General features: G+C 50.4%; 14 protein-coding genes. 4 read left to right on the top strand and 10 right to left on the bottom strand.

Annotated elements, in window-relative coordinates; translation table 11 throughout:
* Positions 1-24 precede the first annotated feature (24 nt).
* Genes E4L36_RS06225 through E4L36_RS06215 form a run of 3 tightly spaced genes read left to right on the top strand, consistent with a single transcriptional unit; the run spans position 25 to position 3,437 of the window.
* On the top strand, positions 25-1,410 hold the full coding sequence (locus E4L36_RS06225) for an FAD-dependent oxidoreductase (RefSeq protein WP_136679880.1): 1,386 nt from the start codon (positions 25-27) through the stop codon (positions 1,408-1,410).
* Positions 1,403-2,215: a DUF1365 domain-containing protein gene (locus E4L36_RS06220; protein ID WP_136679878.1), complete on the top strand. Its 813-nt coding sequence runs from the start codon at positions 1,403-1,405 to the stop codon at positions 2,213-2,215. Before E4L36_RS06225 ends, E4L36_RS06220 begins: the two co-directional genes overlap by 8 nt.
* On the top strand, positions 2,202-3,437 hold the full coding sequence (locus E4L36_RS06215) for a cyclopropane-fatty-acyl-phospholipid synthase family protein (protein WP_136679876.1): 1,236 nt from the start codon (positions 2,202-2,204) through the stop codon (positions 3,435-3,437). Before E4L36_RS06220 ends, E4L36_RS06215 begins: the two co-directional genes overlap by 14 nt.
* Positions 3,438-3,502: 65 nt before the next feature.
* Here E4L36_RS06215 and E4L36_RS06210 read toward each other — a convergent pair whose 3' ends face one another.
* A complete protein-coding gene (locus tag E4L36_RS06210) occupies positions 3,503-3,856 on the bottom strand; it encodes a hypothetical protein (RefSeq protein ID WP_136679874.1) in 354 nt (117 codons plus the stop codon).
* Positions 3,857-3,905: 49 nt separating this feature from the next.
* The gene (locus E4L36_RS06205) at positions 3,906-5,066 is read right to left on the bottom strand and encodes an aromatic ring-hydroxylating dioxygenase subunit alpha (RefSeq protein ID WP_169051490.1); all 1,161 of its coding nucleotides are present in this window, start codon (positions 5,064-5,066) and stop codon (positions 3,906-3,908) included.
* A gap of 89 nt (positions 5,067-5,155) precedes the next feature.
* Between E4L36_RS06205 and E4L36_RS06200 the strand changes: the two genes are divergently transcribed.
* Positions 5,156-5,728, top strand: a complete 573-nt coding sequence (locus E4L36_RS06200; protein WP_169051489.1) for a TetR/AcrR family transcriptional regulator — start codon at positions 5,156-5,158, stop codon at positions 5,726-5,728.
* A 15-nt stretch (positions 5,729-5,743) separates the two neighbouring features.
* Here E4L36_RS06200 and E4L36_RS06195 read toward each other — a convergent pair whose 3' ends face one another.
* The 8 genes from E4L36_RS06195 to E4L36_RS06160 form a co-directional block, all read right to left on the bottom strand.
* Positions 5,744-6,172, bottom strand: a complete 429-nt coding sequence (locus E4L36_RS06195) for a nuclear transport factor 2 family protein (protein WP_127695627.1) — start codon at positions 6,170-6,172, stop codon at positions 5,744-5,746.
* Between the two features lie 13 nt (positions 6,173-6,185).
* Positions 6,186-6,962, bottom strand: coding sequence for an SDR family NAD(P)-dependent oxidoreductase (locus E4L36_RS06190; protein WP_136679868.1), 777 nt, complete (start codon positions 6,960-6,962; stop codon positions 6,186-6,188).
* On the bottom strand, positions 6,959-7,513 hold the full coding sequence (locus E4L36_RS06185; protein WP_136679866.1) for a DUF3833 domain-containing protein: 555 nt from the start codon (positions 7,511-7,513) through the stop codon (positions 6,959-6,961). The genes E4L36_RS06190 and E4L36_RS06185 overlap by 4 nt, the downstream gene beginning before the upstream one ends.
* 9 nt (positions 7,514-7,522) lie before the next feature.
* Positions 7,523-8,050: a chalcone isomerase family protein gene (locus tag E4L36_RS06180; protein WP_136679864.1), complete on the bottom strand. Its 528-nt coding sequence runs from the start codon at positions 8,048-8,050 to the stop codon at positions 7,523-7,525.
* Positions 8,031-8,552, bottom strand: coding sequence for a DUF2878 domain-containing protein (locus E4L36_RS06175; RefSeq protein ID WP_136679863.1), 522 nt, complete (start codon positions 8,550-8,552; stop codon positions 8,031-8,033). The genes E4L36_RS06180 and E4L36_RS06175 overlap by 20 nt, the downstream gene beginning before the upstream one ends.
* 110 nt (positions 8,553-8,662) lie before the next feature.
* The gene (nhaA, locus tag E4L36_RS06170) at positions 8,663-9,856 is read right to left on the bottom strand and encodes a Na+/H+ antiporter NhaA (RefSeq protein ID WP_136679862.1); all 1,194 of its coding nucleotides are present in this window, start codon (positions 9,854-9,856) and stop codon (positions 8,663-8,665) included.
* 841 nt (positions 9,857-10,697) lie between these two features.
* Complete coding sequence (locus E4L36_RS06165; RefSeq protein WP_136679861.1) at positions 10,698-11,414, bottom strand: aspartate/glutamate racemase family protein; 717 nt, start codon at positions 11,412-11,414, stop codon at positions 10,698-10,700.
* Between the two features lie 9 nt (positions 11,415-11,423).
* Positions 11,424-12,665: an FAD-dependent oxidoreductase gene (locus tag E4L36_RS06160; protein WP_136679859.1), complete on the bottom strand. Its 1,242-nt coding sequence runs from the start codon at positions 12,663-12,665 to the stop codon at positions 11,424-11,426.
* Between the last annotated feature and the right edge of the window lies 1 nt (position 12,666).

Genomic DNA, 12,666 nt, shown 5'->3' with positions numbered 1-12,666 from the left:
TTCCTGCCGACTGAGAACGACATTATGGAATCGAATAACAACTTAAAAGCCATACACCCCCGTAAAATTGCGGTGATCGGCTCCGGCATATCTGGATTAAGTTGCGCTTGGCTCCTCAATCAGGTTCACGACGTAACCCTGTATGAAAAAGATGATCGCCTAGGCGGACACTCCAATACGATTACTTGCAGTGTAGACAACCAAATCATTGATGTGGACACCGGTTTCATTGTTTACAACCCAGTGAACTACCCAAATCTCGTCAGATTCTTTGAGAGTTTACAGGTTGAAACATGCGAAACCGACATGTCATTCGCAGTATCGATTAATAGCGGACAACTGGAATACGCCGGAACGGGCCTTGCTGGATTACTCGCCCAAAAGCGCAACACGTTCCGTCCAACCTTCTGGAAAATGGTAAGAGAGCTGCTGCGCTTCTACCGCGATGCAAATACCCTACACCAAAAGTACGACCTAGAGCGTATGTCACTGGGCGAGCTGCTGAAAAGCGAGAAGTACGCAGATACCTTTATATACGACCACCTGCTACCGATGGGCGCAGCGATTTGGTCAACACCTGTCGATAAGATGCTCAACTACCCAGCTGGTGCGTTCCTGCGTTTCTGCCAGAACCATGGTCTAGTGCAACTCAAAGACCGCCCCCAGTGGCGCACCGTCGTTGGTGGCAGCCGCCAATATGTCGATAAGGTTGCTGACGCGTTAGGCGATTCGATTCGCTTAAATAGCCGCGTACACAAAATCACCCGGTTTGACGACTATGTCGTCGTCGAAGACCACCATGGCAACCAAGAGATTTATGACGATGTCGTACTCGCTTGCCACTCAGATCAGGCCTTGTCTTTGCTTGCAGATGCAACAGAGGGTGAGCGCACGCTGTTACAGCGCTTCCCATATCAGCGTAACAAAGCCTACCTACACCTAGATGCTAGCCTAATGCCACAGCGCGAGGCGGCATGGTCGAGCTGGAACTACCTATCTGAAGGTGAACGCGATGACTCACAGCGCGTCTCGGTAACCTACTGGATGAACAAGCTGCAACCGCTTGGTGTTGAGCGCCCGGTTTTTGTGTCGCTTAACCCACTAGAGGAGCCAGCACAAGGCACCATTTTACGCAGCTTCTTTTATGACCACCCAGAGTTTGGGAAAGATGCCCTCACCTCTCAACAGCAGCTATGGTCGCTCCAAGGTAAGCATCGCACTTGGTTCTGTGGCGCTTATTTTGGCTATGGTTTCCACGAAGATGGCATTCAATCGGGGATCGCTGTAGCCGAGCAATTGGGAGGCATTCCGCGCCCTTGGCAGCTTGATGAGCCAAACACCCGTATTTTTGTCACTGACACCACACCCAAACCTTTGAGCCGCCCCCAAAAGGAGCAAGCGCATGGATAAACTCGCATCAGCGTTGTACGAAGGGCATGTGATGCATCATCGCTTTCGCCCAGCGACACATCGCTTTATCTATCGCGTGTTCTCCTGTTTGATCGACCTTGATGAGCTTGAGCGCCTGAATAAACTGCGTTTTTTCTCAGTAAATCGTTTTAATCTGTTCTCGTTTCACGAGAAGGACCATGGCAGCGGTGAGCGAGGGTTACGCACAAGGATCACTCAGCTACTCAGCACGCGGGGCTTCGAGAGCGCAACAGGTTCAATCCGCGTGCTCTGCTATCCTCGCATTTTGGGTTACACCTTTAATCCATTAAGTGTCTATTTTTGTTACAACCGCCACCAAGAGCTCGAGGTGGTGCTGTACGAAGTTAATAACACGTTTGGCTCACGTCACACTTACTTGGTGAAGGCCGAGCAAGGCGCGACTGTGCTGCGTCAGCAGTGCAATAAGTTGATGTACGTTAGCCCTTTTATGCCGATGGATACCATGTATGGTTTTAGGATCGTACCGCCGACGAAACAAGTGGCTGTTTGTATTCGCCAAACGGAGGTGGATAGCGAAACCGAGCAACGACACCCTATCTTGCATGCCACCTTCACCGGCACTCATCAAACGCTAAACGATAAACAATTGATCAAAGCCTTTACGAAATACCCTTTGATGACCCTCAAAGTGATCACTGCGATTCACTGGGAAGCGCTGAAGTTATGGCGCAAAAAACTTGTGATTCAACCTAGAGATAAAGAGATCAGCCAAAGCATAAGCTGGCAGGACGACCACGGAGAGTTTCACTATGAAAGCCTATGAGCCATTATCGAACACAGCTGTATCGAGCAATGCTCCCAAAAGCTGGTTAGAGCAGCGCGTCGCACAGCGCTTGTCTACTGCGCTGCAAAAGGCCGAGTCGGGCTTATTAGTTACGTTCCCAAGTGGTTATCAACAGCGGATGGGAGGTGCCATTGAGCAAGCACCGAAAGCTGACCTAAAACTGCACAGTCTAAAGCCCTTCCTGCGCTTGTTGACCGGCGGCATCAATGGCTGGTCGGAAGCCTATCTTGCCGGTGAATGGGACAGCAGCGATTTGAGCACGCTCATCCGCTGGGGCTTACGCAACGAGCACGCCCTCACCGGCCTAGCGAAAGCACGTTTTCTTGTTCAAGCCCTGCATAACCTGTATCACAAGCGCCGTGATAATACGAAACAGGGCAGCCGCCGTAACATCGCCGCGCATTATGATCTTGGTAACGATTTCTACCAGCTCTGGCTGGACGATACGATGACCTACTCGGCGGCGTTGTATCGTGATTACGGCGAATCACTGCAAGCTGCACAGGTGAATAAGTACAACCGCATCTTAGAGCTTTTGGATGCACCCAAGGGCGCCTCGATTATCGAAATTGGTTGTGGTTGGGGCGGTTTTGCCCACCAAGCGGCCAGCCAAGGCTACCACGTTGATGGCATCACCCTCTCAACTGAACAGCTCAAGTGGGCGCAGGAGGTGGCGGTCTCAGCTGGTTTTGAAGAGCAGGTGAATTTAAGCCTAACGGATTATCGTGATGTAGACGCCAAATATGATGGTGTAGTATCCATCGAGATGTTCGAGGCGGTCGGTGAGTCACACTGGGATACCTACTTCGAAAAGCTTAACCAAGTGCTTAAACCGGGCGCAAATGCGGTTTTGCAGATCATCACGATTGACGACGAGCGATTTCATAGTTACCGCAAACAAGCTGACTTTATTCAACGCTACGTATTTCCCGGCGGCATGTTACCTAGCGTTGCGATGTTGCGGAAAAAAGCCGACGAGCATGGTTTTGAGCTCACTACACAACAGATGTTCGGCCATGATTACGCTCAGACACTACGTGAGTGGGCGGCTAAATTCGAGCAGCACTGGCCCACTATTCGCCAGCAAGGCTTTGATGATCGCTTTTACCGATTGTGGCGCTACTATCTTGCCTACTGCGAAGGTGGGTTTGATGAGAACTCGATTGATGTAGGGTTCTTTGTGCTAACACCGAAAGCATAGGGTTTAGAAATGGAAAAAGCGCGTGCAACAACGCGCTTTTTTGTTTACCAACCCGCCTTTTCTGCCTACGTCATTGCACTCGAAATTAGGCCGTAGATATAAGGATGGCTTATAAAAAGCAGCCCCGCAATCACAAACCAGAGTGTGATGACACACCAAAATAATACCGGATACTCCTCTTTAATAAGGGGTTCGAAGATATAAGTTTGGCCCGATGACACGCCCATAACAGCCCACAGCAGCATAAATAACCCCCAGATAATACCGGTGTTGAACCAAAGCTCAGCGAGAATCATGCCGACACCAAGCAGCGTGCGCCGAGGCCAAGGTTGAGCACCACTGGCACGTTGAACTTGGCGGCTACTGCCAGACGCTGCAGGGTTCGACACTTTCACACTTGAGGGGTTAGGTTTTTTCATGGTCTCTCTCTTGGTCACATTTCAGTCGGTTCGATGCGGTGATAACCACTCACTCCGCAAGCTCGCCACGAAACAGCTGCGCAGCATCGGTTTCGTGAATAGCCGCTGCGGAGTGATTAAATAGGCATTTCGCGAGGTATTGATGGAAATCCACAACAATCCGCTCCACTTCAAGTAGCTTGCCGCCGCTGTGATGCGTTGAGCCCATACCCGCCTGTACCCGCTCGCAAATTTCTTTATCTTCGCTTAAAAATGCATTGGTGAAGCTGTCCTTTACCACGTCTTCAGTACTGATTTTGTGAGCGGTAAGCCCACCACTTTGCACAAAGCAGTGCTCTGCACCGTCCGGTGTGATAGCGATCCAATCAAAGGATTCATAAGTTAAAATACCGATAAAGCCAGGTGGTAAGTAGATCAGTAAGTAGTGATTCGCGCACTCTGGCAAACTTCCAGAGAACAATTTAGCTAACGCTCCGCGCTGTGTAACGATCTCACCACCGGTGATACTCCAATCAGCGCCCCCAGCAACATAGTAAGCTTTCTTGCTAGGCGTATTCACTTCCAGCGTCTCTCGGTGCACCATAAAAAGATGGTAGCTTTCAATACCGTTCTCAACAGCCAGCTTCCAGTTGCTATTCCAACGCTCTGACACACCCACATAGGCATGTTTGAACTGGTCAAGCGGGTAGTTAGCAAGATAGGGATTAACCCGGTTAAAATTCGCAGCGAAATCCTCAGGCGCATCGCTCAAGTTAATAAACAATAAGCCCATCCACTCGGTTAGCGCGTATTTAGGTAATGCGTGAAGGTGCTTGTTCACACAGCCATTATCAAAAGGCGCTCCTTTCAGTGCACCGTCATCTGCGTAAGTCCAAGCATGGTAAGGGCACACGATATTTCGCTCAATACGCCCAAATCCGGTCTCAAGAAGAGGAGTACCGCGGTGGCTACAGTTATTGGACATCGCCCGAATGTGGCCATCTTTTCCATGCACAACTGCAATCGACTCACCCGCCAACGTAAAGGCGTAGTAACTACCCACCTCTTTCAACAAGTCAACGGCACAAACAAACACCCATTGTTGATGGAATATCTTCTGCGCCTCCAAAGCGGCTATTGCTTCGTCTCTATAAACTGCGAACGGCAAGCTTAGTGCTGCTTCCATCGGCTGCTTTGCACGCTCTTCATAAAGCTCAATTAAATCACTCATGCTAAACCACTCACTATTTATGAAACACATATGTATCATATCAACCAGAATTTAATGATACAATACCGTCTCATTAAATGGAGATCATCGTGACCGACCGACGCATCAAACGATCTAACCGCGCTCTTCTGGATGCTAGCTTTCAGGTGCTTTTACATAACCCCCATGCATCATTAAGTGAAATCGCCAATCAAGCCGGTGTAGGACGCGCCACGCTGTATAGACACTTCCCCACCCGCGAGAACCTTCTGGCGGCGATTGCAATTGAGTCCCTAGAGATAGTTGAGCAAGCCACTGCCAAACGGCTGCGCTGCGAGCTGCGTGAAACATCCGCTATCGAGCAGTTAGTCAGCGCACTGCTCCCACTGGCTGACCGGTTTCATTTTCTACAGATGATGTGGACAGATATTGAATTAGACGCTGAGGTATGCGCGCTTTACGAGCAGCAGATGGCGGCACTGGAGCGCTGGATAACCGCGGGGCAACGTAACGGCGTGCTGTCTGAGCAACTGCAGCCGCAATGGATCGTCGCCATGTTAGATAGCATGCTTTACAGCGCCTCGTGGCTGATCAGCACACACGCCCTTTCACCCAAAGAAGCGGAGCAACAACTCCTTATTGGGTTATTGAATGGAATAAGCAGTCACAAGGCGACCAACTGAATGGCTATTGGGGCGCTAGCCGTGCCCCATTTTACGCCGAACTTTGCGGATCACAGCGCCGAGCAGTGGCAGCATCTGCATCAGCTCCGACGCATCCCAATAGTCACGGTGTAGAGTGACCAAGCCATCACTGTTGGCCGTCAGGTAGCTACTTCCCGCCACACTAAACTCACCGGTTTTTCCACTCGCTGCGGAAAATGTCCACGTGATAAACGCCTCTTGGCCGTTCTGCTGCTGACTATGCACATCAAATCTAACCCAGTCGAGACGCTCAAACATATCCGCCATGACCGCTAAGAAGTCGGCTTGCGTGGTGGTATGGTTAAACGGATCTTGGAACTCAATATCTTCCGCTGTCGCAGCCGCGAGTTTATCAAGCTGAGCAGGCGCTAGCGTTTCAAGGATACCGCTATAATGTGCTGCCCAATGCTGTACTGCTGTCATGATGACCCCTTGTTTACGATGAACGGCCCGATTTGGTCGCCCGGCCGACGAGAGCAAAATACCAACGATATGGCAGGATACGAAAGAGTTTTAGCCAGTAGGTGAATCGTTTTGGAAAGGTAATTTCAAACCCGTCGCCAGACAAACCTCTGACAATACGATCTGCGGCATCCTCTGGTTCCAATAGTGCAGGCATGTCATGCGTGTTCTTGTCCGTTAGCGGTGTTCTTACAAACCCTGGATTGATCAGTTGTAACTTAACCCCAGTGCCCCGAAGATCAAGCCGCAGCGATTCACACATGTTGATCAATGCTGCTTTACTGGCGCCATACGCTGAAGCGGTGGGCAAGCCCCGATACCCGGCAACCGATGCCATAACAGCAATATGCCCGTGGTCTTGCGATGTAAACCGCTGCAATATAGGTGCTAAGCAGCGCACCGTACCGTTTACATTGACATCGATCTGCCGCTGAAAGCTCTCCTCATCGAACGCTTGTGCGGAAAACGGCTGATACGTTCCAGCGTTCAGTACCACCAGCTCTGGCCAACCCTCCTTCTCAAAGCCATTCAGGGCCGCTTCGATATCTGCTTTCTGGGTAATATCCAGTGGCATGGGCACAATACTCCCTGCCAGCCTACTACAGCGCTCCGCAAGCGCGTCGAGCTCTTCACGGTTTCGAGCAGAGGCATAGACGATCACACCTTCGCGTGCTAACGCCTCTGCCAGTGCTGCACCAATACCACGCCCAGCGCCCGTTACCCAAGCGCGCTGCCAACGAGCAATACTCATAAGCTGCACCCTGGCGTGCGTGGCCCACCCGTCTCACCGACCTTACGGATAGACAAAGTAATCTGCCCCACTTCTAAGCCAAATTTCGACATCGTCGCACGGTTGAGTAAGTTGTTCTCATCGATCAAGTACATCCAATCATTGATATTTAGCGTCCACTCCGTACCATCCACAGGCACTAATAACTGGTACTGCCAGTTCAGTGCATTTCCGACCGTACGCCCTGCAGCAGTGCCAACGACATCCCCCGCCGTACCAGTATAGCTATCGCCCTCTTTGGTTAGCCGCCAGCAGCGATGCTGCTCCTCGCCGTCATCAAAAATGAACTGCTCGTCCAAAATACCTTGATTGCCCTGCCATTCACCACGGATGGATGCGCTGAAGTGCCGCAACACGTTATCGCTGCGATCTTGCACCATACCATGTGCTACAAGCTGACCCGAGAAGAACCTCGGCAGCTCTAACTTTGGCGTTTTATCGGCATAGTCATCTACCGTTGCGGCACAACCGGCGACTAGAAATAGCGCCGCTAGAACCATCATTCGCTGCATCAACTCCACTTATTGGCCCCCTCTCAGTTTTTCTGCAAGCTCTGGAAACATACTTGAGCGGCCTAGCCATATTTTGACAAAAGCGGGCGAAAACTCCGGATCTTTCATCGTACCGATCCACGTTTGATTGAAGAAAAAGTGGCCTTTACCTTGCTCATCAATTTGAAAAGCTATTTGGTCGCCCTCTTTCACACTGGGCCACATCTGCTGCAGCTCTAGCATCCAGCGCTCAACTTGCGCTTGCGTCGCTAAGGGATTTAAGTGCTTACGCGTTTCATCAAGCAGCATTTTTTTGCGAATCTTGCGCTGATAATCAAGGCAGAGCTGCAAAGGCCCATCGTAGCCATCAAAGCGGCCCGTCGGGGTTCTTAACACCGCGTTGTAAACGTCAAACCAGAACACTTTAAGATGCGCTTCGCCAACATCTTGCCAAGACTCCTCAAAGCTTGGTTGAGTGAGCTGTGCAGCTTTCAGCGGCACAGCAAAGACAAACATTAGGCTGATGCTTAGCAGCCATCTAGTGGTGATGCGAAACATAACTCTCCTCCAGTTTTTCAGTGAGAACGAGTAGACAGGGGAACAGCACTGCCCAGACGGGCAAGAGCAACAGGAAGGTGGCAAGATAGCCAAAACTGAGTTCAACAGCGCCGAGCTTGGCTGCGGCAATGTAAGTAGAAGCGCCAGCGACAGCGCCCAGTACGCTCGCTAAAACCCGATACTTGCGCAATACACTTAGGCTGTTACGCAGTGTCGCGCTGAACGCAAACCATAAAAGAAGTAACCATATAGGAGGTAGTGAAAGTATTAATGAGGGAAAGGTGAAAACACCAGCTACGGTGAGCAATGAGTCAACGCTGAAACCTACCACACCGGATGCAATAACAACTCTGGCCTCAACAATAGGTTGCGAGTGAAAGGCAAGATGCAGCGCAAGTAGAGCAAGAACGGCAAATGCGGCAGTATCGCCTAGTAATATCGAGCCCCACCAAACGGCCTGAAAACCGATAGCATTCACCCAAAACCGCTCTGACCAACCCATATTTTTCTCCTTTTAATCTGTTACGAGATCGAAAAGGAGGTAGATCAGACCTGCGTGAAAGGCCCACAAAAAAGCCCAGCACTAGGCTGGGCTTTTCAGAGATTTAACAACTATGCCTCGGCATCGGGGTTCTTTTTAAGGCTCGCATTGAGGATCAGATAACCCACAATACCAGAACAGATCGAGCCAAAAATAATACCTAAACGTTCATCGAACATCTTATCAGCCACATCGCCAAAGGCCAGTGAGCCGATAAAGAGACTCATGGTGAAGCCAATGCCACAGAGCGCCGCAGTGCCATAGAGACCAACCCACGTCATACCCTTAGGCAAGCTCGCTACTCCCATCTTGATAAACAACCAGCAGAAGCCAAAGATGCCAAGCTGCTTACCAACAAACAAACCTAACGCAATACCTACAGGTACGCCATGGAATAGCTGCTCGGTCGTGATTCCTTTGAGGTTCAAGCCAGCATTGGCAAAAGCAAAGACGGGCAGGATAAAGAAAGCAACAACAGAGTGTAAGTCATGCTCAAGGCCACGCACCGGTGAGTACTCTGGGTCAGCTTTGGAACGCATCGGAATAAACATCGCGAGTACGACACCCGCCAACGTTGCGTGCACACCAGATTTCAACGTCGCGATCCACATGATGATACCGATCAGCATGTATGGGCTCTTCGAGATCACATTGAAGCGGTTTAGTAGGAATAGTGGCGGAATACAGCAAGCCACAACCACCAACGCTGTGAACGAGATCTGCGAGGTATAGAAGATCGCAATAATGATAATCGCGCCAATATCATCAAAGATCGCCAACGATGTTAGGAAGATTTTGATAGATGTTGGCACACGCGAGCCAAGCAGTGTCAAAACACCCAGTGCAAATGCGATATCAGTTGCCGCTGGAATAGCCCAGCCATTGATCGCTGCAGGGTCATCATAGTTAAAGAATGCATAGATGAGGGCTGGAACCGCCATCCCGCCAACAGCACCGATACCCGGCAAAATAACATTGCGTCGGTCCGATAACTCACCTTCTGCCAGCTCACGCTTTAATTCAAGCCCGACAAGAAAGAAGAAAACCGCCATCAAACCATCGTTAATCCACAACAAGAGCGGTTTATCGATATCAAGCGCGCCAACGCGCACTTCCACTGGTGTTGATAAGACAAGTTGATAGATAGGTTCCAAAGCAGAGTTAGCAAGCAACATCGCCAATACAGCTGCGAAAAACAGCAGAATGCCGCCCGCGGACTCCATCTTGAAAAACGTATTGATATAAGAGTTCTGATTTTGGTGCATTGTTATCCCAACAGTTAGAGGTCAGTTCGTATTTACAACTGGATTTCGTCAAGCAGCCCTAGCTGCTACTCACTCGTCGTCTTTTTGCCGCTCGTCTCCCGTGCCCGTTGCTGGATACGCTTTAAACTGTAACGTCCCCAAAAGATCGAAGAAAACGCTACATATCAGTAAAGACACATCAAACAAACATAAAAATGTTTCATTGATGAGTAAAAAATACTGTAAAAAACCAACAAGCTCAACCTTGACAAACCATCGAAATAGCTTAGCGAACAACAGGATACCGAAGCTATGGTTATGGCTGCCAACCATGACTATTTACTGACAAGTTCGTTAAGCCCAACTAAAAATTAGCGCTTAACAATCTCTCACCAATACATTATCCCGCCAATGATCGCCTTAAAAAACGCATTGGGAGGGTACTCAAATACGCTAACCTAACACCAATCAGTGTAGTTACCATTGAGGTACAACAAACATTTGAGCGTATCGGCTGTCTTTTTGGGCGTCATTTAACGTGCCCGGCTCGCTCCTCGACTCAACGTGCTAGCTCGTCACAGCCGCCATAAGCACTGTACTTATGCTTGTTTCACAACAGCAAAAGGATCGTCGATGTGCCCTGTGCTGGTACTGAGCAGGTAACCGCGCCGCATAACCAACCTCCTTAGCTCACGGTTTCTTGATAGCGCTGCTACCAACCAACGCTATTGGCATGTATTGAAAAGAAAGGAGAATCGAGAGCAAGCGATAAAAACGGTGAGTATCACGGCTGTTTCAACGTGATACTCACCCAAAGGAAGCGCTGTTCAGACGCTCCAACACATTGAGAAGAGAGAAAACCTTATGCGATTTGGCGCTCGACGGTCGCCGCAACCATGCGTGTTAGGCTGCTTAAATCAAAGATGGGTAAGCCAAACTTAGCTTGCAGGCGCGGTGCAAAGTGGGACAGGTCAGTACATTCAAGAACGATGGCACCCACCTCTGGGTTTTCGTTCAGCATCGTTTCTACCACACTCGTCAACTCAGCTTCAAAGATCTCCATATCCAGATCTACGCTGTCACCGCGCAGAATAACCTCAGCAAATTGACGCTGCGCCTGCATACCAGCAACAACGATAGGCTCATCCTGAATGCCCACGCCCGATAGATGATCAGCCGTCAACGCGTCGGAGTTCGCCACCACAACACCGACTTTTTGCTCGGACTTGAGCATCCGCGAAACCAGCGGCACTTGAATCAGACTAGAGATAAAGACCGGGATATCGACGGCATCGGCCAACGCTTTTTGATGGAGCGCCAAGAACCCGCAGCTTCCGGTGATCGCTTTAACGCCTTCACGCTCAAGTTCTTGTGCCGCTTCAATAAAGGGCTGTAAAAGTGCAGGGTCACGCTCACGAATTAAGCGGTCAATCGTTGCGCCTTGAACCGTTTTATACAGCATCGGGAAATCAAAGCTTGCCGGATGTTTGATATGGCCATCGGGCTTTGGAAAGTAGGATTCCAGCGAAATCACACCCATCGGCACGCCGCAAATATTGATACCACCTTTAATAATCATATAAATACCTTAACTAAATCGCTCGGGTGCGAACGGCTGCAAATCTACCGCGGTCGCAACGCCTTGAATGGTTTGTGTTACTAACTTGCCGGTCACCGCCGCAAACGTTAACCCCAAATGGCCATGGCCAAATGCGGCTGTAATGCGCGGGTGTGCTTTTAACGAGCCGATCACAGGCAGTGAATCAGGCGTCGATGGACGGCTACCGACCCAAGAGTCCTGCACTTGCGGCGTGAAGCCCAGCATCACTTGCGCATGCTTCAGCATGACATCAGTACGCTGCTCATTGGCTGGTGCATCTGCAAATGCAAACTCTGCAGTACCCGCTAAGCGCACACCGGTCGCCATAGGAGTGAGAAATATCGCTTTATCCAACCAACCTACCGGTCGGCCAATTTGGCTCTTTTCAGTATCCAACGTCAGGTGGTAACCGCGCTCGCTCACAAGTGGAAAACGGCAACCCAGTGGATCCAGCAGTTTTTGGGACGCAACGCCTGCGCACATCACCACATGCTCCACTGCTATGCGTTGATCCTGCAACTGTACCTCGACGCGATCAATAGATGGGTGAACGGCCACCACCTCTTGATTAAGGAGACGCCCCCCTTGGGCAGCGAAATACTCCGCATAACGCCGACACAGCGCCAGTGGGTTCACCGTAAAGCGCGTGTCCTTATAGAAAACGCCGCCTGCATAAAAGGGGGCAAGGTCAGGTTCTAACTCAGCAACCGCTTCAGCACCCACGTAACTCAGGTTAACGCCCTGCGCCAGCCGCTCAGCCATGTCGCCCTCTTGCGCTGCAACAAAGTTTTCTTGTGTTGCAAACAGACCCAAACACCCGTTAGCTTGCACCAAACTGCGCGCCCCTGTTAGCGCTAACAGATGATCATCATTCTCGCGAGTGTGATGCTGTAGCTGGGTAAGTGCAGCTCTCCCCTGCTCATACTTTGCTTGGGAACACGACTTTAAGAATCCCCAACCATAGGGCATCAGATGAGGCAGATAAGCGCCTTGCATAGAGAGCGGGCTTTCACTATCAAGCAACATGCCCGGCATTTTGCGCAGCATAGCGAACTTGGTAAAAGGCAGCCGCGCGTAGTCTGCAAACAGGCCAGCATTACCGAAAGACGCCCCTTTTCCCGGATCGTGACGATCGATCAGGGTGACAGTAAAGCCCGCCTGCTGCAGGCTAATCGCTGTTGACAGGCCTACAATGCCTGCCCCCACGACTGCTACATGCTTTGTTTCCATA

The sequence above is a fragment of the Neptunomonas sp. XY-337 genome (assembly GCF_004959845.1).
Classification (GTDB): Bacteria; Pseudomonadota; Gammaproteobacteria; order Pseudomonadales; family Balneatricaceae; genus Neptunomonas; species Neptunomonas marina.
This window is presented reverse-complemented; position numbering and strand designations above follow the sequence as displayed.